This is a genomic window from Psychrobacillus sp. AK 1817, assembly GCF_008807035.1.
GTDB lineage: Bacteria > Bacillota > Bacilli > Bacillales_A > Planococcaceae > Psychrobacillus > Psychrobacillus faecigallinarum.
Genome location: NZ_CP031739.1, coordinates 399,647 through 422,288, shown reverse-complemented (window position 1 = coordinate 422,288; position 22,642 = coordinate 399,647). Strand labels below are relative to the sequence as shown.

Here is a 22,642-nt window from a genome sequence, read left to right as displayed (position 1 = left end):
TTATCTCTCCTCATCTTTGACCGTTTGAATGAATTCGCGTATCAATTGCTCATCTTTTCTACCATTTACCTCTACTCCACTAGATACATCCACCATAAAGGGCTTCACTCTTCTAATCGCTTCTTTTATATTTGATGCATTTAAACCACCAGCTAGAATTATCTGATTAGGGGAAATGCTGAGATCATTTAACAGTTGCCAATCAAACGTTACTCCACTTCCTCCTTTAAAATCTTTTCCTGGAGCATCGAACAGCATATAATCGGTATTAAACACTTTCGCTTTTTCCACATCACGACTTTCTCTGATAGATAGGGCCTTAATGGTTGGAAACTTAATATTTTCTATAAAATCTGGTTCCTCATTACCATGTAATTGAATTAAATCCAACGGAATCTCTCGAATTGCCTGTTCTAGTTCATCGCTGTTTGGATTGACAAAAACGCCAATTTTTAACACTTCTTTAGGGATGCATTTTGCTAAGTCATGAGCCTGTGATAATGTGACTCTCCTTTTACTTGGTGCAAAAACAAATCCAACAGCATCCGCGCCAGCTTCTATTGCTGCTACCACATGTTCTTTCTCCATCAATCCACATATCTTCACCTTAGTCATTGGACCATCACTTCACGTTCCACCTGCAATGTACGAAGTGTCTTATACGGATCATCACTTCGCATTAAAGCTTCACCTACTAATACAGCACTTGCACCGTATTTTGCAACCTGTATTGCATCCACATTATTGCAAATACCACTTTCACTAATTAATACCCGTCCCTCGTTAAAAGGGAAATTACTTGCCAATTCACCGGTGTGAGATAAATCTACTTGGAAAGTGCGTAAATCTCTGTTATTTACACCTATAAGCTTAGTGTCTAATTGAAGTGCTACCTCTAGCTCTTGGATATTGTGAACCTCTACTAGCACCTCGAGACCTTTCGCTATTGCATATGTGTATAATTCTTTTATTTTTTCCTTTGATAATGCTGCGACAATGAGAAGAACAACAGAGGCACCAGCACTTTTAGCAAAATCAATCTGTACTTTATGAATGATAAAGTCCTTACACAAGATCGGTAAATCTACGGTTTCTGCTACTGCTTGTAAATCCTTAAAAGAACCTTGAAAAAAGGGGAATCTGTCAAAACAGATATTGCAGCAGCCCCAGCTTCTTGGTAAACTAATGCTTGTTTTGCTGGATCTACTATTCCTTGAATTAACCCTTTTGAAGGAGAGGCTCGTTTAATTTCGGCAATTACTTGGAGCTTATTGTTCTGAAACAACCTATCAAATAGCGAAGGTCTTTTCAGTCTCTTTTTACATACAGGAATTGTTTCATGAATCATTTGATTGATGAGCGTCTCTTTTTCTTTAAGAATTTTATCTAGAATAGTTGTCATGATAGTACCTCCTGAGCAAAATTAGGATTGCTATAAGCAACAACTGCTTTCAATTTATCAAGTGCTTTGCCAGAGAGAATACTGTCTTTTGCTAGTTTTACACCTTCAGGTATATTATTCACTGCTCCATTTGCGTAGAGTCCTATTCCTGCGTTAAAAATTACGCTATCAAAATAAGCATCCTGTTTACCGTTAAGCAAATTCAACATAATTTGAGCGTTTTCCTCTGCTGTACCCCCTCTTACAGCAGCAGGAGAATAAAAGGAAAGTCCCACATCCTCCGGACTAAGGGTGAAGGGTATCAGGTCACCTTTTTCGACTAATACTAAAGAGTTTTTTCCTACAAGCGATGCTTCATCCATCCCACCCGTCCCACAAACTACAATTGCTCTCTCTCTTCCAAGCATATGAAGTACTTTTGCGTATTCTATTGTAAAATCAGGACGGTTTATGCCAGTGTACTGGCTGAGAAGTGGAACCGGATTGGTAAGAGGCCCTACAAGATTAAAGATAGTCGGTTTTCCAATTTGTTGTCTCACCAGTCCAATTCTTTTTAGTTTTGGATGTACAGTCGGTGCATATAAAAAAGTAATACCTTCTTTGTTTAATATATTCAAGGAAGCCTGGATATCTAAGTTCGTTTGAATACCTAATGCCTCTAATACATCTGTACTTCCAGATGAACTAGAGATTTTTCTATTTCCATGCTTTGCTATACTCACGCCAGCTCCAGCTATTACAATGGCAGATGCTGTACTAATGTTAAAGCTATTTGATCCGTCACCACCTGTTCCACAGTTATCCATATAATTTCCTTCAGGAACATTTAAAGTGATTGCAAATGATTTAATTACTGTCGCAAGAGCAGCTACCTCATTTGCTGTTTCTCCTTTTATAGCTAAAGCAATTAAAAATTGTTTTATCAATTGCATATCCGTACTCTCATCCAAAATAATTCTAGATGCTTCCTGCATTTCTTCGAATGATAAATCTTCTTTTCTAAGGACCTGTTCAATATACTCTCTCATCTAATCTCTCCTCTGCTCTCTTCTCGTCTAAGCTAAATAAAAAAAGTCCCCTTCATAGGAATATAAAATTCCCATGAAGAGGACGATGTTAACCGCGTTGCCACCTCTAGTTGGAGTATATATACTCCCCCTTTTTTCCTTGTAACGTAGGAAATACGTCCACCTCTAAAACAAAAAGACATTCTCAAGGAGGCTCTCATAAGTCCATTCACATCAGTTGCAAATCAGTTCTCACCAACCACTGACTCTCTAAATTGCAGAACTAATGCTACTTCTCTTATTTAAACAATTTCTCAGCTATCTCATCTCGGCTCGTCTGTTCTCAAGGCGACATTGCTCTCAATGTCTTCAACCTATACCCGAACATAAAAGTTATTGTCTATGATAATAGGAATACTTTAAATTGTCAAATTATTTTTAAGCATTTTAATCACTAAATCATGATTTCAATTTCAAGACCACCATTAGTCATACTTGAAAAAGGCATGTGACTTAATTCTTTTGAAGGCTTTAGAACAATAAAGACATTTTTATGAGATTCTTGACAACTGTAAATATAGTCGATTGAATGCTCAGCTCCTAGAAGTCCTTTTTGTCCTGTTTGAGATACTTTCACCGTAGGTATAATGCCTGACGAAATATTCTGAAGTTTGACCTCCAGTCCCATTTCATGGCTCTCGATTATCGACACATATGATTGTCCATTTTTAAAACGAACATTTCCATTTCCTTTATTTGCTTCTATAGTAAATATAATGGCTTGACCCTGTAGAGGCTGAAATGCAGCATTTCCACCAACCAAGGTGTTGTGTGCAACTACTCCAGTTGTTTCTGCATCTAAAGGCAAACCTTCTGTGCCCATTTTTATTGTGTTGCCGACTGCTCCAACCTCTTTACAGTTCCATAATCTCAAGCCATATAAAGTCAGAGAGTTAACGGTTTTGATTGTGTTGCCCTGAACAGTACCGTCCTGTAAATTTCTAACTAATATTCCACCTGCAATTCTTGGGTGGTTAACATCTATTACATTATTAGAAATATTGCCGGCAAAGTTCGGCTGAGAAGCTATGGAATATCCTGCATATATGACATATGGCTCAAAAATAGTGTTAGTGGTATCTAACTCCACTGGTATTCCATGAATGATATTTCCCTCAATTATGAGACGATCGAATGCTCCTGCAAAGATCACACCCTCTGTGCCAAAGCAATTTTTTATATGATTGTTAGATATGATAGTGTTCATTTCTTGATTTTCTTTTGACTCTCGCTGAACACCGCCAATATAAATGGCTCCTAGAGGGTTTTTGGCATAGCCACAATCCTCGATTTTATTGTTTACTATGATGCAGTCTTTTGTAAACTGGTCTCCATTTGTCCATTTATAGAAAACACCACCGACCATCGAGTCTGATATTAAATTGTCTGTTGCGATTAAACCGCCTGCAGCATGACCATCAATAGCTTTCCGCTTGTTTCCTCTTAAAGTACATCCAGAAACTAAAAGATCATTTGCTTTAGGAAACATTGTTCCAAGTGCATTTATACCGTAGCCTGGATCAACGTAAGTATGGAGCTTCGAGGCATTCGGGTGTCCAGCCCGATCGCTTATACAGTTGAGCACTCGAGGTCTTTCAACAGCTGAGAACACAAAATTGCTAGAGTAATTGTCGTGTGCATTACACTCTACGAAGGTAATGTCGGCATTGTTTTCGTATTCTAAGTCTGTTGGCAAATAGTCCCCTAGATGTCCAACCGCAAATCCGGAAAAGTTAAAGCCACTGCTCTCACATGATCTAAAGATAATATTTTTGCAACCTCGATGTACTAAAACACCACTACCTACGTTTCCTATAAATCCACCACCAAATATGCCAAACGGCTTCCCATCATTTCTGGCGCGCTCACTCGTATCAAAGCTATTGTTTTTTCTATAATTCCAAAAGCCTGAAGTTGGATAGCCTCCAGCTTTGGTCCCTTTTTCTCCATATCCAGTCACTGGGTCTATTCCTGGAAACTCCCCATACCCCTCAAACTTAATGCCTTCGATTATACAATTTTCACATTGTTGTAGCTCTAAGATCCCTTGGGCATGTGTTCTAGTAAATAACACAGCACCGTAACCAACCAAATGAATTCTTTTTTTCCCCCTAAGTAGCAAGCATGGTTGGTCATTGTTTGGAAAATCATCCAGTTTGGTGTTTTTCTCAAGCCAATAACGGCCCGGTGGAAGGATCAAGGTATCCCCATCCCTAGCATGATCAAAAGCAATTTGAATTAATTCTTGAATCCGTGTACGTCCAGTTGTATCGGCCTTAATCGTCTTAGCTGTTCCACCTTCCATCTCATCTAACATTTCAAAATTACGCGTGATTCCCTGAACGAAGTCCTTTGAAAGTTTGTCCTCAATGTTAGTTGGAATATAATATTTTTTCTTGGGTGTATAATTGGTCATTTTTATATCTCCCCTTTAAATTATTGTTCTAAGATCAACCGGCTGTTTATATATACATCTTCTTTCGTATCTCCCCCCTTTTTGTGTGCTAAATAACGAATAACCCCCTACTATCAGGATTAGTAATTACTAATTCGATAAGTAGAGGGTATTTTCCTTTACAATTGTTAGTAGAATCTGTATTTCAGTTAAAAAGACCAGTCCATACTATGCTTAATTTCCTATTTGTCAAAGAAGATTTGGTCGTTATGACCGTTCAATCGAGTTTTATGACCGGATAGGAATTTTTATGACCGTTCAAGTAGGATTTATGACCGGATAAAAAAATTTATGACCGTTCAGTATAATAAGTTACCATTCAGCTTTTACGAGCAACTAATATAAATCGATGTTCATAGCTTTCTACATATCCTTGAAGCTGCATCACTTTTTCAAGTTCTATTAGACGTTCAAGGCATGAATCGACCGTAAACCCAGGAAATTCCCATTCTATAATTTTAGCGTAGTAAACAATTGCACCTACATCCAAAAACTTTAAAGATGGAAAATACTCATCCTCATATAAAATAGCAAAGCCTTCAGAAGTAAATCTTTTAGTTTCATTCTCTAGATTTAAGCTAGGATATAGGGGCTGAAAGTTATTTATTAATGCATTGGACAGCCACTCGTTGTTCTTACCTCCAACCTGTTGGGTTATAAAGATGCCTCCCTTTTTCAGGATTCTCCGTATTTCATTTACGTCATAGGATTCATGTCGATTAATAATAATATCAAAAACATTATCCTCAAAGGGAAGTTCAGAGTCATTGAATACCTGCTTAACGCAAATTCCGAGAGGTTCCAATTTTTCTTTACACAAATTCACATTTGGTTCCCATCCCTCTGTAACAGAAGTCCGTTCGAAGGGATGGCCTAATGTTATCAGAAATTCACCGCCACCTGTTCCCATATCCAGAAGTACGTTCTCTGGAGAAAGATATTTATCGATGATTTTCCGATAATCCCACGGTGTAGCTTGTTCCTTCCACCGACCTTCCAAATGAGAAAAATCCCACCCTTTAAAGCTTTCTATTTCTTCCATCTTCCAATCTTTTTTCAGAGTTTCTATATTCATCTATGATAAGCTCCTATTCTTAGTTAGTACAAATAAGATAGTGCAGCCTAGGTGATAGCATTAGTACTCGGTTGCATGCTGCTATCCATCAAAAATGCACCGAGTATTTATCTCGTTTGCTTCTAATCACTTAGTTCACATCCTTTAAAGTATTTGTTTACCTAATAAATTTATTTGAAAAATTAACCGTTTTTTTTAATGAATCAATTGAATTTTATTTGAAACTGACAGTAAATTAACATTTCTCACCCTTCAAGTAAAGCAATATAAGGCACCTCTTTTTCCCCTACAATTGCAATAACAAATCCCTGACCTGTCTCGTATATTTTGGTGCCGACCGGTAGTATATTGGCTGTTCCATTGTTGAATCCTATTGCACGGTTCTGTTGCTTACTAATTTCAGCAACTTCCTCTCCAATTGTATATTCAGACTCAGTGACCCAATCAATATCACTAGCTTTCGCATAAACGACTTCGTTCATTAGGAAAATATCAACATCCTCTTCGCCCAGCAACTCTCTAGGGGTAGGATTTCCATTTTCGGAGCAGCCCATTAAAAGAAATATTAAAAAGAGTACCAGGTAAAATTTGTTCAAAATAGATACCTCCTATATATGCTCTTATATAAAGTATTCAATCAATAGAAGCTAATTCCCTTCAATTCCCGAAGAATTGTTTAAGAATTTAAAATAAGGAAAAGTCAGGCCTATTATGGATACCGTACAAATAATTGAACCGATGAAGAAATATAAGGGCCGTATCCCCCATGTCTCACTTAAAAGTCCTCCCACTAATACACCTACTGGCATTGCGCCTCTAATAATAAGCAATCGGACGGAAGCAACTTTACCCATCAATTCATTTGGAACTGATTTTTGAAAAATGGTGATATTATGTACTCCAAAGAAGGCCAACGCAATTCCTGCTATCCCCTCCGTTAAGAGAGCAAGGACAATACTTGTATTGAAGCAAAGAAAGATAAATGTTAGCCCGCCTACAGCTAAGGAGCCTAGCATTAACATTCTACGGCTTTTAGCCTTTACTTTTCCAACCAACATAGTGCCAATCACATAACCTAGTGGGAAGCTAGCCATAAAATATCCGACTTGAGTGTAGGAGCCAGAAAGCTCATCTGTAATATAAGGCAAAGTAATAACCATTGTTACTCCTACACCAAATTGCACAAATGCTAAAAAAATCCCTAGCCAAACTATTATACGCTGCTTAAAAAAATATAAAATCCCTTCTGTAAATTGCTCTAGCCACGTTTTCCTCACAGTAAATGCATTCCTTTTTTCCTGTAAAGACAATAAGAGAATACCACTAGTAAGTAGCGTTAAGCATACTACTAATAACGAGGGGATTAACCCTAGAAACTCAATGATCATACCTCCAACGAAAGGAACTATAAATGTCATTAATCTTATAGCACCGTCATTGTATGCATTCGCTGAAGTCAAAAGCTCTTCAGGAACAATCGTAGGTGTAATAGCTTGATTGGCTGGTGTATAGATCGGTGTGATTAATCCGACAACTATTTGTACTAAATAAATATGCCATACTTCTAATTGATTTGAAGCAAGAGCTATTAATGGAAGAATAAAAATTATTCCCCTAGCCCACTGTGATAGAATCATGATCCATTTTCTGCTCCAACGATCAATGAATGGGCCAATAAATAATTGAAGAATCAATGATGGTATAAAATATAGAAGCCACATACTACTAAGCGCTAAAGTAGAATTGGTTAGCTGATAGATTAAAAATGAGTTACATAGTGTACCTAGGACTCCTCCTAGTTCCGAAATGATATTTCCTATCCATAGTACTAAAAAGCTCTTATTATGAAAAACAACACTCTGTTTCATTGATTTAGAAAGGAATTTAGTTCCATATAAATGGAATCTAAAGGCTTTCTTTTTAAAGTGTATTTATTATCTTTTATTGCAACAATTCTCGCTGACCTTAATATTTTTAAATGATGATGAACAGTTGATTTCCCAAGGTTTAAGTGGTCTGTAATTTCCTGTAATGTATGGTCATTTTCGTAAAGCATTTTTACCATTCGTAATCTAACCTCATCACCCAGCGCCTTATATTTGAGAACTAGTGAATGATTGGGTGTATATGGGTCCTCTGGTGTAATACTTTCATTTGCCACAGGATAATAAAATACTTTTGTACCTTCTAAATCCGCTTCTATATTCCATGGTCTATAGATGTACTGAGGAATTAATAATACCTTTGTGACGCTCGGCTCCGGATGGTAAGTAACTCCGCCTGTAGCCCATTCCACTAATTCAAAACTATTTAAAGTTTCTTTCATCTTACTCTTTGATTCATAATCTGCCTGAAGTATTTTAGTAATCTCTTTCTGCTTATCAATTGTTATAACCTCTTCAACCCAAACGCTCATTATTTTAGTCAAATGCTGTTTAAGCTTATCTGCATCTACTTGGCAGACAAAATCAATATAAGCAGGGTAAAATGGATTATCTTTAGCAATTTCCTTCATTTTTTGTAAAGAAGTCAAATCACCCAATGAAGCACTTTGTCTTAGGTATTGATGTTTTATTCCTAAGTATGGCATACAAGTCAACCTTAGTTCCTCTGCAGATAACTCATCTATATAAGAAGTAAATTCCTTAAGACTCTTAAAATCCTTCACATGTAAAAGTAAAAGCAAAGCTTTCCAAGTATTATTTTCTTCAACATAATTTAACTCTTTTAGTATTCCCGCTGACAAACTACTTTTAATGGAATCCCAAAAAGATGCTTGCTTTTCTAGAGTGTTTAATAGACGTGTATTAGTAATTGCTGCAATACCTAAGGCAGATTCCCATAATATTGAATAGTTAATCTCTACTTCATAAGTTTCTCTTTCTTTACTTGAAAGATTTAAAACATCCATGCATTTCTCTCCTTATAATTCTATTTATTTAGAATATAACATTCTATATTTTTAGAATCAATAGAATATTAATAAAAATGGACAATCTTCTATCTTAGGTGGTTAGAGTTTATAGGTTGGACATAAAGGCTCTGTTAACGACAAAGGTTGTTTTTCATGAGGAGGTATTGTTTGTGTAATGGTACACTTAAACTAACGGCTTATTTGGAATCTATTCATACTGTTATTCATATATAGTTTGAGGGGGAATATTTTTGAAATACAAAAAGAGAATCGCATGGATTATTCCTAATGTATTTTGTTACTTGATGCTATTTGGTTTATCCATTTGGACAGTGGCTAACAGGGAAGGGTTACAAGAAATCAATAGATTATCCATTTACGTTATATTTATGATTTTACTTTTTTTAGTATCAGTATTCGGAAGTTACCGAATTTGGACATGGATAAAAGAAGATAAAATATAAAAAGTTCTTATTTAAACTAACAAGTGCTTTAATAAAAAAGCAAATCAAAACAATAATGAGCTGGAAAATGTATCTCCAACTCATTTTTTAAAATTATAAATTAACCTGTCACTTTAATATAGCCGATTTAAAAAAGATATGAGTTCAGATGCTCATATCTTTTTTGCAATTTTATCAAGATAGGATGAGATTTGTTCGGAAGTGGTACCATCTCCATATGGATTATTAGCTTGAGCCATGTTTTCATATGCTTGTGGATTATTGAGTAACATTCGAGTTGCTTGTAAAATATCGTCTTTCTCAGTTCCAACTAATTTTAAAGTTCCTGCCTTTACTCCTTCCGTACGTTCTGTACTTTCCCTTATAACTAAAACGGGTATATCTAATGCTGGAGCTTCTTCCTGTATACCTCCTGAATCTGTGATTACTAGATAGGATTTCTTCATAACATGTGCAAAACATTCATAGTCTAGCGGCTCGATAATATGAATAGTGGAACTCTTAGTACTTGCTAGAAAATGATCTTTAACCTCTTTTCTGACATTAGGGTTCGGGTGCACCGGGAAAATAATTTCAATATCCTCAAACTCTTCTACTAGACTGGTAAGAGCTTCGTATATTCCTTTTAGCTTTATAAAATTTTCACGTCGATGAGTAGTAACTAATAGAATTCTCTTTCCTCTATCAAATATTTTTTGCAGATGATCAGGAAAGACATATGGTCTATTTGTAATGTCATAAAGAGCATCTATTACTGAATTCCCTGTTATTATAATTCTTTCTTGTGGAATTCCTTCAGCTAATAAATTCTCTTTGTTTTTTTCAGTTGGTGCAAAGTGATAATCACTTAACTTAGTTACGATTCGTCGGTACATTTCTTCGGGAAAAGGAGAAGAAATATTGTGTGTGCGTAGACCTGCTTCCACATGTGCTACCGAGATACGTTTTAAAAACGATGTATATGCTCCTGCAAATGTAGTCGCAGTGTCTCCTAGAACAAAAACAAGATCAGGTTTTTCTTTATCCAAAACCTCACCTAGTTTTTGTATTAGTTCTGCGGATAATTCCTCTAGCTTTTGATTTGTTTTCATAAGCTTTAGTTCGTATTCGGGTTTTATGGAGAATAAGGATAAAACTTGGTCGAGCATTTCTATATGTTGCCCGGTGTTAACCAAAACAGTTTCAAATTTATTATTCGTTTGAAGCTCTTTAATAATAGGCGCGAATTTGATTCCTTCAGGTCTTGTACCGAATATAATCATCACTTTCATTGTCTGTCTCCTTTTCTCCGTTTTTCAAGCTTTATTTTAGTAATATAGCCATCACTTTCTTCAAAATTTGCTTTATAGGAATCTCCCCAACGGATAAGCATTTCATCAACTACCATACGAAACTGTTTATTTAAATTTTCCTTCTGAATAATTGTTATATTTTTATTATGTCTGCGCTGATTATATAAGGTTTGATCAATCCAGTGAACTTTGAAGCGTTCTGCGACTCGTAAAAACATCATGAAGTCTTCAGCAATTAGTGGTTCTCCTCGTAAAGTAGTCATCCATCCGCTTAGCTCTTTTAGTGCAGAATACCGATACATTCTAGGGCAGTGAGTCTGAAAACTCTCTAGAATTTTATATTTATCTTTTAATGGTGAGCCTTTATAAATGTCCCCCTCGACTAAAACGCCGTTTTCCTCATACCAGAGCCTTCTATTTGCAAAAACCATCCCTACTTTAGAGGATAAATTATCCATTTCACTAATCATGACCTCCAAAGTAATGGGTTCTATCCAGTCATCACCATCAAGTTCAAGGACATATTCACCCAACACATAGTCTAAAGCAATATTTAATGCATCTGCTTTAGTCCGTTGCTTAATATGAATAGGGATAGTACGGGTATCATGTAAACTATATATCTCTTCTAAGGTATTATCAGTAGAGCCAACGTCTACAACTATTACATGAAAGTTTTTAAAAGTTTGATCAAAAACACTTTGTAAGCATTTTTTTATAAAGTTCCCATGATTGTGAGCAGTAATTATTACTGAAACCTTAGGTATGTCTCCATTTTTCGTTCGGTGTTCTAAGCTAGCAGACATGCTGTTAAGATATAGTTCCTCAGGAGGAGTAAGAGTTGTTAATGAGTGTTTGCCGTTTAAGCGATATTCCATTAAGGGTTCAGGTATAAAAACAAATTCTCCTTGTTTCATTAATCTAATCCAAAATTCATAATCAGATACTAAGTCGTATTTAGAATCATAGCCACCAGTCTTTTCAAAAGCCTCTCTTGTATAAAGAAAAGATGCACCGATGAAACTGACCATCATGATCTCTTCTTTTGAACGATTCATCATCTTGTATAGAGCTGGGTAAAAATATGGAGTGGAAGGATGCGGCATTCCATTTTCATCAATTGGACTATACATGGAGTAAACGAGAGCAGTATTTGATGGTGAAGTGTTCATAGTTTCAACTAACTTTTCTAGGAAATTGGGAGCTTGTCTATTGTCACTGGAGATCCAAGTTAAATAGGAACAATCTTTGAGTTTGTCAAATCCTTCATTTAATGAGTAGGCAATTCCTTTGTTTATCTTCCTATCGATTATGATGAAGTCGCAAGTTAAGTAACTGGATAATTCATAAACGGTTTTAACGGTTTCCTCATTTGCACCATCAATTACAATCACAAGTGAAAAATTTTTATAGGTTTGTTGTTCAATAGCATGTACACATTCAATCAAATATTGTTTTTCTTGATTGTAAACAGGCATTACAATACCTACCTTATTTGGTATACGTTCGATATTATTTTGCTTTGTACTTGTTTTTAAATGACTTTGCTTATCTTTAGGCTTACTTGGTAACCAAAAGTGCTTTTTATTTTTAAAGAACATATATTCACTACTTCCTATTATTTATACCGAATTTCACATCGGTTAAGTAGTATATGAAACCCTTTCTAAGAGAACACGGCTTTTATCTAGTGAATAATTAATGGGAATACTTCGCTAGGGGTACCATCAGGAAAATGCGGATTTACAACGTTAAGGAATTTTCAATACTAAAAACCATGCTTTGACATTGTCTAAAGCATGGTTTTTATTTAACTTATATAAATCTGCTAAGTTGATTTTTTTAGCTCATCTATTTATTGAATTCATTAACTGGAAGAAGTATTCAGGTTTATGAGTCTTATTTAGGTTATACCAGGAATGTAATGTATCTGGTGCAAATACATCTAATTTTTTTAATACTTCTATCGTAAATTCCAGAGGTGCAACCCCTGATGCAGTAACCAAATTCTCACCAGATACCGCAGGTCTCATCTCATAATATTTTTCTCCTTTATAATTAGGGCAGACCATTTTAATATACTGTAAGTCATTGCTTGTGTGTTTTCTAGAATCTAAGTATCCCATATTCGCAAGAGCCTCAGTTGCACCACAAATTGCAGCGACAATAGTGCCGAGCTTTAAGGCTTCGCCAATTTTTTTCATGATTGGTTGATGAATAACTTCTCCCCAAGTAGTCCCTCCAGGCAAAACTAAAAGATCTTTACTCTCAAGAGTACACTCATCAAGGGAAATATCTGGTTTTATACTAAGTCCCCCCATCGTGGTAATCATTTCGTTATTAGCTCCTACTGTTACTACTTTTAAAGGTACTATATCTTTTTTGAAATATCTTCCTGTGTTTAGTTCGGCAATTAAATACCCATATTCCCAGTCTGACATTGTGTTAAATACATATAGATAAACTTTTTTTGTTTGCATCGAATAACACTCCCAATCACATTTATATACTAATTATAATATAACTTCCCTGACAGCTAGCGTCAGGGAAGTTATCATACTTGATGAAATTTTATTAATTCCGACAGAACTTCAATAAGTCTTTTTTTTAGACTTATTGGCTCTATAATTTGAATAGATTTACCGTACGGTAAAAGTAAATGAGGTATATATGTATGTACTATATCTCTTTCAAGAAGGAAAACTGCTTGATTTGAATTTCGTTCATGTAAATAATGTCCTAAAAACCAATGTTGGCAAACATCATTCAGCGTACTTTCATTTCCATTAATAACTAAAGAAGTAATCCCTTCCTTATCTTCTATAGTAGGAAGGAGATTTTTCATAAAAAAGTCACGTGCTGAAAAATTTTCTGGTCGGTTAAACTTTTTTGCGGCTAGCATTAGACTTTCAATTCGATTTACTCTAAAACTACGGATATCATTCCTAAGATGACAAAAGCCAATCACATACCACTTATTATTCCAATAGATAATTCTGTACGGATCGACCAATCTATAATTTAATTGCTTTTCGCCACTTTTATGGTAAAGAATTTTTACTGAGTACCCGTCAGTTACAGCCTGCTCCAACTCCTTCAAAAAAGGTTCCATAGAGAGTGAACTTAATCGACTTATTACTTCAAGACTAGTTAAATGTTGGTTTATCTTTGTTTCCTGCTCTTGATTTGAGTATTTACTTAGTTTTGTAATGGCCCTATTTAGTGCTTCACCTCCATAATATCCGGCTTCTTCTGCAAAAACAGCAGCGTGAAATAGTGAAGTTTGCTCTTCAAAATCAAAAAAAAGAGGTGCCTCAATAAAATTGTTCAATAAAGTGTATCCACCGTTATGTCCTGGTTCTGAAATTATAGGTACGCCACTCGTTGAAATTGTATCAATATAACGATACACAGTCCTTATATTCATCTCTAACTTTTCTGAAATTTGTTTTGCAGTAATTTTTTCACCTGAACGAAGCATCCATAGAATCGCTAACAGATTGTCAATTTTAGGCATATATTCCCACCTCTATATGGAACTTATTTTCTATTCTATATTTCCGCTCTTTGGTATATCTCATCAAAATTTCCTTTCCGATAGCTTTCTATATAATGAGATCCTAGATACATTTGTGATTTCACAAATTTGATTTACAGTCATTTCTCCCTCTTTATAAAGCTTTACTGCATAATTCATTCCTGCATGGTTTTTATGGTACTTCTTTAACCGACCTTTAAACTTTCCTTCTTTCTTAGCCAGTTCAGTCTCTACATGGTGCCGTATACGGATAAGATGACGTTCCAATTGGTTTACACCCGTCATAACAGTAATTAAGAATTGACTGTAGGGATTATTTTCTGATAAATCTAGCCAAGTATCTTTTAAGGATTTTAAAATTGCCTTTTTACTTCGTATGTTATCGATTAATTCAAATAAATCTTGTTTAATACGAGTAATCCGAGTTAAATCCGAACATAAATGATGTCACCTTCTTGTATATCCTCTAACATTTTTTGAAGTTGCTCACGATCTTTTGTTGCTCCGGAAATTTTTTCTTCAAAAATAATATCCCTTGCGATTACGTTCAGTTGCTGAAATTGCCTTGAAGGATTCAGGCAAGTTGAACTGACACGTATATAACCGATTTTTCGCAAAATATCACCTCGTTTTTGAGACAAGTCTTATGAGACACTCTTAACTATGATTTTATCTGTCTCCGACACTTGTATCAATAGAGTACACTCTATTGTTATTTAATTAAATTAATTAACTGAATAATTACAGAAATGAGATGATACTTTATGAAAATTCCGAGAGGTAGAGAATTTCTTACACCGGAACATTGACGGGCTCTTATGCAAATTCCTGAAGATGAGTGGGTGCTAGGAACCTACTACATTTGGGTTCATTTGGCTCACAATCCCGCCGTTGTCGCCGCCTGCCGCTACAATTATGCTAATTAATGAATTAAAAAGAGCATCTTTTCTTTTGTAATGTAGTGTTCACCTTCATTACAGGAAAAGATGCTAAATTGTGTTTTTCTTATTAGAACTATACTTATCGTTAACTAAGAAAACTATCTTTGAATTGTTGTTCTTTCCACATAAATGTAATCCCTAGGCCGACTGCCATGATTATACCCGCGAAAATGTATGGAAAATTGATGTTAACATCAAACAAGATACCACCTAGTGCAGGTCCAATAATATTTCCTAAACTCGTATATGTTGAGTTCATGCCCGCAACAAATCCTTGTTCTTTTCCGCCTGCTCTGGATAAAAATGTTGTGAGTGCTGGACGGAGTAAATCGAATGCAAGAAATATAAAGCTCGTTACTATAAGGACTATTATAAAGCTAGAAATGACCGTAGAAATGAATGCCAAAATCACTCCTACAATTAGGCAAATTTGAATTAGTTTTTTTTCGCCTAAAAGGTCTACTAACTTTCCAAACATAAATACTTGTACTACTACTCCAAATATGGAACTTATGGTAATAATGACAGCGATGTCCTTTGGTGTAAAACCAAACTTATGATCAGAGAATAGGCTAAAAACCGTTTCGTATGCAGATAGACCAAAGGCTAAAACAAATATAATAATGAAAGCTATAAAGTACATTGGTTTTAGTGATTTTTTTAAATCGCCTACAAAATTGGTTTGTTTACTGTTAGCTGATATTTCCGCTAATTCTTCTTTTGAAAGTGGTTCTTTCAGTATAAACAAAGAGGAAATACAGGCGATAAATGCTATTCCTGCTGCAAAGTAGAATGGCAATCTAACCCCAAATTCTGCTATAAATCCGCCAATCCCTGGCCCTATGATAAAACCTGTGCTAATGGCTGCTGAAATATAGCCCATTGCTTTAGGTCTCTCCTGAATCGTCGTAATATCAGCAATATATGCTGTAACACCCGGCATAATAAATGCAGCACTAACGCCTCCTAATACTCTTGAAAGGTATAGTACCCAGACGTTTGTACCCGCCCCAAAAATAAGCTCGGAAACACTAAATAATAGTAAACCGATGGTAATCATTTTTTTACGACCAAATTGGTCTACCCAGCGGCCAGCAAATGGAGATGTGATCAGTTGAGCGACAGCAAACACTGCTACTAAATAACCCATTGTGCTTCCGGACAAATGCATGATATTCATAAACGATGGCATCACAGGAATAATGAGTCCTATTCCTAAAAACGCGATGAAAATATTACTTAATAAGATAATAATTACTGATTTTTGTTCTTTTATAGATTTATTCATATATACACTTCTTTCTTTACTATCAATGAATAGATATGCCTCGCCAAAATACTTTCCACGAGGCATTTAGCCTCTCGTGTAAACGTTTTTCTTCATTGACATATACCAGTTCAAGCATCATTGAATCTACCATGCTTAGAAATGCATAAGTCAATATTAACGCGGACTCACCAATAACCAAATTTTCATCCATCCATTGTTTAAATTTGTCTTCTAACATAGCTTGCACTTGTTTCTCTATATCAAGTACATCCTCTTCAATTTCCTTCGCTAAGTGAGCAGGTGGGAAAAATGACATACGTAACCAAAACTTTAAATGCTCATCTTTTTGAAAAAGATTAATGACCATTTGCAGGAATCCATACAAATCATTCTGGGGATCCTTAGAGTTTAATGGACGAAAGTACTCTAACTTAGTATCCAATTCAGTTTGCTTGGCATCTCTTAAAACCTGAAGAAAAAGGTCATCCTTACCTTTATAGTGTGCATAAATAGACTGTTTTTTCATACCCACATCTTCAGCGATTTGGGAAAGCGAAGCACCTTCATAGCCGTGAATTGTAAAATATTTAAGAGCTGATTCTTTGAGCTCTTGGCTTTTCACATCTCTCACTCCTTTTAACGAACGTTCGTCAGTTATATTAACAAAATTTAATCATGGAAGCAAGTTAATTAGATCAAAGTATTAAAAAATTCCACAAAAAAGCATCAGGATATAATCCTGATGCACTTTAGTTACCTATTGTTAAGTCCTTTACTTCATCTGAATTCGCCTTATAAGTAATATCCTCTAAGTTAGTTTTAAGCTTTTTGCTTACTTCGTTTATAGAGTTTTCATCTGCTATAAAATACCAGAGATCATGGCCAGCCTCTTTATTGTATATGGTTTTACCTGTACCATCTAACTGTAAGTGTTCAATGGGCGTTCCTTTTATCTGCTGATACATTTTAGCTAGCTTTATATAGTCTGAGGAAGGAATATTGGTTTTGACATTTTCTCCAACATCCTTGATTAAATCATCTATTTTAGTAATCATACTCACATTGGTCATTTCGCTTAAAAGTGATTGGATGACTTGCTTCTGTCTTTCATTTCGTCCTTTATCACCCTCTGGATCTTTTTTACGCATACGTACATATGCTAGAGCCTCGTCTCCCTCTAAAAACATAGGTCCCTCTGTATAGGTCTTCCACTCAAAATTAGCGAGTTGAATTTTAAAGGTAAAAGGAACGTCGACTTCGACCCCTCCCAAAGTATCAACTATATCCTGGAAACCCTGAAAATCTGTCGATACGTAATAGTCAATAGGTATCCCTAACATGTTTTCTATTGTATCAGTTGTCCAATTGATACCACCATTTGAATAAGCATGGTTTATTTTGTCTTCTTTATCTAATCCTTCTATATAAACTAAAGTGTCTCTAGGTATGCTAACCATTGACATTTTGTTGGTAGTTGGATTGACTGTTGCAACAATTAGCATATCTGATCGACCATACTTTTCATTTTCTCCATGCTCAATGCCAGCTAAAAGTATTGAAAACGGAGACTTAGATTTTACTTCTTTCGTACTTGTGTCTTCTTCAAGGTCCTTAATCAATGGCGCAAATATTTTATTATTCGCATGCTTTGCCTCCCACGATAAATTGATGGCAAAGAAAATGACTGCAGACATCAGTAAAATAGAACTAATCGTTATAGTATAAATAACTTTCTTTCTTTTAAAAGTCTTTCTATTCACTCGACTTCGAGAATTTTTCATCTTGTTCTTTTCTCCCTTAAGTCTAATATATGTTTTTCTTGAAATTATCTTATAATTATTTTTCTAAATTATACCATTTATATTTTTAATTACAAGTTTATAAAGACTTTTAGGTTTTATTCATGAGACTATTTTACTTTTTCATGTATTTTTAAATTGGTCTGCTAGAGTAATATTTCTCTTGAAATAATCAGGGAATTCATCACTACTTAATATTTGCTCAGTCGTCAGCCAAACTATTTCATCCACTTCTTCTCTGCATTTGACGTATGGTTCACCAAATGAATGGTCACAGACAAAGACAATATCAACAACAGATTTTCCAGTATCTGATATAAAGGAAGAACTGTTTACATATTGAAGGTTTGTAACTTCAATACCTACCTCTTCTTTGATCTCTCGGTGCAACGTTCTTTCAAATATGTCAATTGCATCACCCTCTTGATCTACTGTGCCACCCACAAATGCCAAACTTCCAGCAGCATGTTCTTCCTTCTCGCTTCGTTTCACTAAGAGCCACTTTCCCTCTTTGTATATAGCGCCCTCCACATTAACGATGAACATTTAACTCCTCCTTAAATGTGTATATTTTAAATTCTCCGTTGTTTGAGGAATAACATAAGATATTTTTATCTTCAGGTATTCCTTTGAAGTAGGCCCCTATACATCCTGTAGTACAACGATGACCGGTTATAAGTATATTTCCACTATTACTTTTATATTGCTCTTCAAGCTGCACCATGAAATCAAATATACGCCCAACATAGGATTTTATATCCTCCACGCCTTTGTATATAGTTGGATCAGGTATTGCACCTTTTAGTTTTACTTCTTCTTTTTTTGATTGATCTGCCTCTCCTAAGTCAAAAACGTCTAACCTAGAATCTACTATAGGTTCTAAATTTGTTATAATTACAGCAGTTTGAACTGCTCGTTCTTGGGAGAAGAAAAAACTAGATCAAATTGTACAGTTTTTAACATTTCTTTCATTTCTCTTGCTTGCTGTTTACCTTTCTCGTTTAAAGGTAGACCCATGCGTCCTTGTAATCTGCCTTCTTTATTTAAATCTGTCTCTCCGTGACGCACTACATAAATCATTCGGAATGCCTCCATATTTGTTTAATCGTATATCGTATCTTTATCCGGATTGTGCAGGTATTCAAACATAGTGATTATTTGTGATTCTGTGTTTCTGTTAGTAGAAAGTGGCGGTAAATTAGTAGGAGAGAAAAATTGAACATTACTTGTCTCGACACCGCTTGCTGGTGTCCCTCCAATTATTTCGCAGCGGATAAATATTTTATAATAATGATATGCTTCTGGTGGATGAGGATGCTTATTTTTGTCCAATAATGCAAGCAATTTAATAGGTTTTACCTCATACCCGGATTCCTCTTTTATTTCTTTTACAATATTTTCAGATGCAGATAACCCAATATCGCAAAAACCACCTGGTAAGGACCATTTGTTGTCAATACTCTCACAAACCATGAGAATCTTGTTATCCTTGAAAACTACTCCACGGACGTCTACTTTGGGAGTTTGATAACCTGTTTCATTAGTAAATAAATCCTGTACCTTTTGAAATTCTATTCCTGTATGTCCCGCTATAATTTCAGCACTTATAGCTCTTAATTCCTCGTATCGTTCGATATCGTATATATCCTTAGAAAAGGCTAATCCAGATTGTGATAAAGCTTGAATCCTCTTTGCCCATTCCAACCATTTTTGGCTCATTTCATAACACTCCTATGTATTAGAGACATTTTAAATTATTGTCTATTACTTTTAAAAAGATAAATAGATGCTTTGTCTGACTTTGCACCTTGCCTCTGTATGATCCAATAGAGAATAATTTATTTAGCTGTGGAGTTACATACACTTTTTTAGGGAAGACACTGACTCTGGCAGTTTTACTTTGTAAGTGCTAACTGATAATAATCAATGAAGCATTAAACTTAAAAGTCTAAAAATTCACATTAAATATATCATTATGGCTCGAATAAAGATAGAAAAAAATTAAAAGCTGCCGACATTTGTATGTCACGGCAGCTATCAAGTGGAAAAAACTATTAAACTATTATCAAGCAATTCACACTTTATAAACTCAAATAAATCGTTTTCAAGCTCTATGCTAACCACCGACACGGCCTCAGACTTCTCCCTCTCTACGTTCAGTTCTGGTGCTTCAGGCCAAGAGGATGTCGGTCACAAAGGCGTTGCCAATTGAAAAAGCTCTCCACTTGGACTTGAATCTGACTAATGAATTGAAAAACCTAGATTGTGGAACAAGATTCATCTTTTTTCATAGATTTTAATTAAATCGTCGAGAAGCTGTATTTGTAGTTCGTATTGACTGTACATATTGTGAAAAATAAGTTCTGTAACTTCATCGGCTTTCATATGTTCTTTCTTAACTTGAATACCTCTTTTTTGCTGTTCTAAATCTGTTTCAATTTGTAATTTTTGATTATAGAGAGCTTCTAAAACATCATCTTTTGGAAGGTCTTGTATAAAGCTTAATGCTGTGTATAGATTACTTGGCAGGTTAACAGATTGTTCCTGCAATGTTTCTTTTAGCAATGTTTGAAATTCCTTTTTACCATGTTCAGTGATTCTATAGATGGCTTTACTTCTGTTCCCAATATTCTTTACTGCTTCTAGCTCTACTAGTTGCTCCTTTTCCATTTTCTTAAGAGCGTGATAGATAGAACCAGCTAAGATTCCTGCCCAACGATCCGCTTCACTTGTTTGAAGTGTTTGTTGAATTTCATAACCACTCATCGGCTTCAATTTTAGTAGGCCTAATACCATCAATCTTGTCATAAAGTTCTCCTCAATTATAAATAATCAATATTGAGTATTATTATAGCACAAGACGATTGTCAGCCTAGTTAGAAATAGGTTTGTATTCACTACCTATCCGTTCTTCCCATTTAAAGGTAATAACAGCCAATAAAAAGCTAAACAGTGTGTAAATTAACAATATTAGTATAGAGGATCCCATAGGTAACATCATTCCATCTGTTAAGCCTTTCAACGCTTTAACGTAGTGTTCAAAAGGTGATAGTTTGCTGATGAAGTGGATCCAACCGGGTGCTTTACTTAAAGAATAAAAAGCTTCACTTATTAGTATAAAAGGAATTTGAATCAGGTTTGCAATCATATTAATATGGCCCTCATTATTAGCTAAGTTGGCTATTAAAAAACCAAGACTAGTAAAACAGAGTGTTGCTATTGTAACAAGTAGCAAAGTTCCTATGATTGCTTCACTACTAATCGATATTTGAAAAAACAAGACTCCAATAATCCATACACCCATATTTAAGATTACCCCCAATACAGTTCTAGCGAGCACCATAGCAATGATAAAATGGCCAATCGGTAAAGGAGTTATTTTCAACATTTTATAGACACCTTTGTTTCGTTGATAAAGAATTTGAAAAGCGATTCCTTGCATACCCCAAAATAATGTTCCAATTGCTGTCACGCCTGTTAAAATACGTTCATCCATATTATTAAAATAGAGACCTAATCCAATAATCATTCCTATAGGAAACAAAAGAGAATAAAATAAGGTAATTTTATCTCTCAAAGAACTTACAATCATAGAACGAAAAATAATTAACATTCAGAGACCTCCTCAGAGATTAATTTAATATATAGGCTTTCTAAATTAGCTACATTGTGTTCTTCTATCAATAATTTAGGATCACCTTCACAAATAATCCTGCCTTTATTTATAAATATAATTCTGTTCGCTAGATAGTTTACCTCCTCCATGTCATGTGAAGTAAACACAACTGTTCTTCCTTCCTTATTTACTTGGCGAATTAGGGAATGTAATTCTTTTTTTGAAAGTGGATCTAATGCAGCTGTTGGTTCATCTAGAAATATTAGCTTCGGATCATGTATTAACGTAATAGCAATTGCAAGACGTTTTTGCTGACCTCCGGAAAGCTTGGATGCTTCCATATTAGCGCTTTGAGTTAAGTTACATTTTGAAAGGATTTCTTTCATTTCGTACTTATTTACATTCTTTTTGTAAAAGGCTCCAAACAACCTTAAATTTTCAGAGACAGATAACCTTGGGAAAAAGGATATTGATTGTAGCTGTACTCCAATATTGTTTTTAAAATCCTCCATAAAATATTGAATAGTCCCGCCGTCCTCTTCCTTTAATCCGATTAGTAACTCAATACAAGTTGTCTTACCTGCACCATTGGGACCAATTACACCTAGGATTTCGTTTTGGCTAATATTCATATTAATATCCTTAACTACATCTCGGTTACCATATTTCTTTACTAAATTTGTAGCTTGCAAATATAACATTTCACCACTCCTTCTTTTTATTCAACGTTGACTATTCAACGTTAATTAAAATTTATAGTAGTGCTGTTTAAATGTCAATAGAAAAAGGTACAGAGTTTACTCCATACC

General features: G+C 35.1%; 22 protein-coding genes, 2 pseudogenes and 1 other annotated feature. Of the genes and pseudogenes, 1 reads left to right on the top strand and 23 read right to left on the bottom strand.

The features are described 5' to 3' along the window. The 8 genes and pseudogenes from D0S48_RS02175 to D0S48_RS02140 all read right to left on the bottom strand — a co-directional run bounded on the left by D0S48_RS02175 (position 1) and on the right by D0S48_RS02140 (position 8,910). Positions 1–615 (bottom strand): phosphoribosylanthranilate isomerase, encoded by a 615-nt coding sequence (locus D0S48_RS02175; RefSeq protein ID WP_151109780.1) that lies wholly within the window; start codon positions 613–615, stop codon positions 1–3. Further along, a pseudogene (gene trpC, locus D0S48_RS02170) lies at positions 612–1,348 on the bottom strand (indole-3-glycerol phosphate synthase TrpC). The gene D0S48_RS02175 and the pseudogene trpC overlap by 4 nt, the downstream one beginning before the upstream one ends. 50 nt (positions 1,349–1,398) lie before the next feature. Continuing rightward, on the bottom strand, positions 1,399–2,430 hold the full coding sequence (gene trpD, locus D0S48_RS02165; RefSeq protein ID WP_151109778.1) for an anthranilate phosphoribosyltransferase: 1,032 nt from the start codon (positions 2,428–2,430) through the stop codon (positions 1,399–1,401). 75 nt (positions 2,431–2,505) lie between these two features. After that, positions 2,506–2,724 (bottom strand) — a binding site (T-box leader). 139 nt (positions 2,725–2,863) lie between these two features. Beyond that, a complete protein-coding gene (locus D0S48_RS02160) occupies positions 2,864–4,885 on the bottom strand; it encodes a right-handed parallel beta-helix repeat-containing protein (protein WP_151109776.1) in 2,022 nt (673 codons plus the stop codon). 358 nt (positions 4,886–5,243) lie between these two features. After that, entirely contained in the window at positions 5,244–5,999 is a 756-nt protein-coding gene (locus tag D0S48_RS02155) for a class I SAM-dependent methyltransferase (protein WP_151109774.1), read from the bottom strand. Positions 6,000–6,244: 245 nt separating this feature from the next. Continuing rightward, positions 6,245–6,595, bottom strand: coding sequence for a hypothetical protein (locus tag D0S48_RS02150; RefSeq protein WP_186318063.1), 351 nt, complete (start codon positions 6,593–6,595; stop codon positions 6,245–6,247). Between the two features lie 51 nt (positions 6,596–6,646). Then, positions 6,647–7,867, bottom strand: coding sequence for an MFS transporter (locus D0S48_RS02145; protein ID WP_151109772.1), 1,221 nt, complete (start codon positions 7,865–7,867; stop codon positions 6,647–6,649). Continuing rightward, entirely contained in the window at positions 7,864–8,910 is a 1,047-nt protein-coding gene (locus D0S48_RS02140) for an ArsR/SmtB family transcription factor (RefSeq protein WP_151109770.1), read from the bottom strand. Before D0S48_RS02140 ends, D0S48_RS02145 begins: the two co-directional genes overlap by 4 nt. Before the next feature lie 254 nt (positions 8,911–9,164). Here D0S48_RS02140 and D0S48_RS02135 point away from each other — a divergent pair, with 254 nt between their 5' ends. After that, positions 9,165–9,377: a hypothetical protein gene (locus tag D0S48_RS02135; RefSeq protein ID WP_225216013.1), complete on the top strand. Its 213-nt coding sequence runs from the start codon at positions 9,165–9,167 to the stop codon at positions 9,375–9,377. Between the two features lie 152 nt (positions 9,378–9,529). Here the strand turns inward: D0S48_RS02135 and wecB are convergent, their stop codons facing one another. The 15 genes and pseudogenes from wecB to D0S48_RS02065 all read right to left on the bottom strand — a co-directional run bounded on the left by wecB (position 9,530) and on the right by D0S48_RS02065 (position 22,534). After that, a complete protein-coding gene (wecB, locus tag D0S48_RS02130) occupies positions 9,530–10,648 on the bottom strand; it encodes a non-hydrolyzing UDP-N-acetylglucosamine 2-epimerase (protein WP_151109766.1) in 1,119 nt (372 codons plus the stop codon). Beyond that, a complete protein-coding gene (locus tag D0S48_RS02125; protein ID WP_151109764.1) occupies positions 10,645–12,270 on the bottom strand; it encodes a glycosyltransferase family 2 protein in 1,626 nt (541 codons plus the stop codon). Before D0S48_RS02125 ends, wecB begins: the two co-directional genes overlap by 4 nt. Before the next feature lie 246 nt (positions 12,271–12,516). Further along, complete coding sequence (locus tag D0S48_RS02120; protein WP_151109762.1) at positions 12,517–13,149, bottom strand: type 1 glutamine amidotransferase family protein; 633 nt, start codon at positions 13,147–13,149, stop codon at positions 12,517–12,519. A 74-nt stretch (positions 13,150–13,223) separates the two neighbouring features. After that, a complete protein-coding gene (locus D0S48_RS02115) occupies positions 13,224–14,186 on the bottom strand; it encodes a helix-turn-helix transcriptional regulator (protein WP_151109760.1) in 963 nt (320 codons plus the stop codon). A 63-nt stretch (positions 14,187–14,249) separates the two neighbouring features. After that, a pseudogene (locus D0S48_RS02110) lies at positions 14,250–14,824 on the bottom strand (recombinase family protein). A 409-nt stretch (positions 14,825–15,233) separates the two neighbouring features. Then, complete coding sequence (locus D0S48_RS02105; protein ID WP_151109758.1) at positions 15,234–16,436, bottom strand: MFS transporter; 1,203 nt, start codon at positions 16,434–16,436, stop codon at positions 15,234–15,236. 22 nt (positions 16,437–16,458) lie between these two features. Next, complete coding sequence (locus tag D0S48_RS02100) at positions 16,459–17,040, bottom strand: TetR/AcrR family transcriptional regulator (RefSeq protein WP_151109756.1); 582 nt, start codon at positions 17,038–17,040, stop codon at positions 16,459–16,461. 127 nt (positions 17,041–17,167) lie between these two features. After that, complete coding sequence (locus D0S48_RS02095; RefSeq protein WP_225321668.1) at positions 17,168–18,199, bottom strand: LCP family protein; 1,032 nt, start codon at positions 18,197–18,199, stop codon at positions 17,168–17,170. 141 nt (positions 18,200–18,340) lie between these two features. Continuing rightward, the gene (locus tag D0S48_RS02090) at positions 18,341–18,763 is read right to left on the bottom strand and encodes an NUDIX domain-containing protein (RefSeq protein ID WP_144536319.1); all 423 of its coding nucleotides are present in this window, start codon (positions 18,761–18,763) and stop codon (positions 18,341–18,343) included. Next, complete coding sequence (locus D0S48_RS21070) at positions 18,750–19,091, bottom strand: histidine phosphatase family protein (RefSeq protein ID WP_255475389.1); 342 nt, start codon at positions 19,089–19,091, stop codon at positions 18,750–18,752. The genes D0S48_RS02090 and D0S48_RS21070 overlap by 14 nt, the downstream gene beginning before the upstream one ends. 20 nt (positions 19,092–19,111) lie before the next feature. Next, positions 19,112–19,297 carry a histidine phosphatase family protein gene (locus D0S48_RS21065; RefSeq protein WP_255475379.1) on the bottom strand — a complete coding sequence of 62 codons (186 nt, stop codon included), beginning with the start codon at positions 19,295–19,297 and terminating at the stop codon, positions 19,112–19,114. A gap of 21 nt (positions 19,298–19,318) precedes the next feature. Further along, complete coding sequence (locus D0S48_RS02080) at positions 19,319–19,936, bottom strand: NUDIX hydrolase (RefSeq protein ID WP_144536314.1); 618 nt, start codon at positions 19,934–19,936, stop codon at positions 19,319–19,321. A 558-nt stretch (positions 19,937–20,494) separates the two neighbouring features. Beyond that, on the bottom strand, positions 20,495–21,025 hold the full coding sequence (locus D0S48_RS02075; RefSeq protein ID WP_151109754.1) for a PadR family transcriptional regulator: 531 nt from the start codon (positions 21,023–21,025) through the stop codon (positions 20,495–20,497). Positions 21,026–21,089: 64 nt separating this feature from the next. Then, entirely contained in the window at positions 21,090–21,830 is a 741-nt protein-coding gene (locus D0S48_RS02070; RefSeq protein WP_151109752.1) for an ABC transporter permease, read from the bottom strand. Then, positions 21,824–22,534, bottom strand: a complete 711-nt coding sequence (locus tag D0S48_RS02065) for an ABC transporter ATP-binding protein (protein WP_151109750.1) — start codon at positions 22,532–22,534, stop codon at positions 21,824–21,826. Before D0S48_RS02065 ends, D0S48_RS02070 begins: the two co-directional genes overlap by 7 nt. Positions 22,535–22,642 lie beyond the last annotated feature (108 nt).

What these genes read in the sequence shown, in the direction of transcription:
- D0S48_RS02175 (WP_151109780.1), bottom strand. Translation starts at nt 615, where the DNA reads ATGACTAAGGTGAAGATATGTGGATTGATGGAGAAAGAACATGTGGTA.
- trpD (WP_151109778.1), bottom strand. Translation starts at nt 2,430, where the DNA reads ATGAGAGAGTATATTGAACAGGTCCTTAGAAAAGAAGATTTATCATTC.
- D0S48_RS02160 (WP_151109776.1), bottom strand. Translation starts at nt 4,885, where the DNA reads ATGACCAATTATACACCCAAGAAAAAATATTATATTCCAACTAACATT.
- D0S48_RS02155 (WP_151109774.1), bottom strand. Translation starts at nt 5,999, where the DNA reads ATGAATATAGAAACTCTGAAAAAAGATTGGAAGATGGAAGAAATAGAA.
- D0S48_RS02145 (WP_151109772.1), bottom strand. Translation starts at nt 7,867, where the DNA reads ATGAAACAGAGTGTTGTTTTTCATAATAAGAGCTTTTTAGTACTATGG.
- D0S48_RS02140 (WP_151109770.1), bottom strand. Translation starts at nt 8,910, where the DNA reads ATGGATGTTTTAAATCTTTCAAGTAAAGAAAGAGAAACTTATGAAGTA.
- wecB (WP_151109766.1), bottom strand. Translation starts at nt 10,648, where the DNA reads ATGAAAGTGATGATTATATTCGGTACAAGACCTGAAGGAATCAAATTC.
- D0S48_RS02125 (WP_151109764.1), bottom strand. Translation starts at nt 12,270, where the DNA reads ATGTTCTTTAAAAATAAAAAGCACTTTTGGTTACCAAGTAAGCCTAAA.
- D0S48_RS02120 (WP_151109762.1), bottom strand. Translation starts at nt 13,149, where the DNA reads ATGCAAACAAAAAAAGTTTATCTATATGTATTTAACACAATGTCAGAC.
- D0S48_RS02115 (WP_151109760.1), bottom strand. Translation starts at nt 14,186, where the DNA reads ATGCCTAAAATTGACAATCTGTTAGCGATTCTATGGATGCTTCGTTCA.
- D0S48_RS02105 (WP_151109758.1), bottom strand. Translation starts at nt 16,436, where the DNA reads ATGAATAAATCTATAAAAGAACAAAAATCAGTAATTATTATCTTATTA.
- D0S48_RS02095 (WP_225321668.1), bottom strand. Translation starts at nt 18,199, where the DNA reads ATGAAAAATTCTCGAAGTCGAGTGAATAGAAAGACTTTTAAAAGAAAG.
- D0S48_RS02090 (WP_144536319.1), bottom strand. Translation starts at nt 18,763, where the DNA reads ATGTTCATCGTTAATGTGGAGGGCGCTATATACAAAGAGGGAAAGTGG.
- D0S48_RS21065 (WP_255475379.1), bottom strand. Translation starts at nt 19,297, where the DNA reads ATGATTTATGTAGTGCGTCACGGAGAGACAGATTTAAATAAAGAAGGC.
- D0S48_RS02080 (WP_144536314.1), bottom strand. Translation starts at nt 19,936, where the DNA reads ATGAGCCAAAAATGGTTGGAATGGGCAAAGAGGATTCAAGCTTTATCA.
- D0S48_RS02075 (WP_151109754.1), bottom strand. Translation starts at nt 21,025, where the DNA reads ATGACAAGATTGATGGTATTAGGCCTACTAAAATTGAAGCCGATGAGT.
- D0S48_RS02070 (WP_151109752.1), bottom strand. Translation starts at nt 21,830, where the DNA reads ATGTTAATTATTTTTCGTTCTATGATTGTAAGTTCTTTGAGAGATAAA.
- D0S48_RS02065 (WP_151109750.1), bottom strand. Translation starts at nt 22,534, where the DNA reads ATGTTATATTTGCAAGCTACAAATTTAGTAAAGAAATATGGTAACCGA.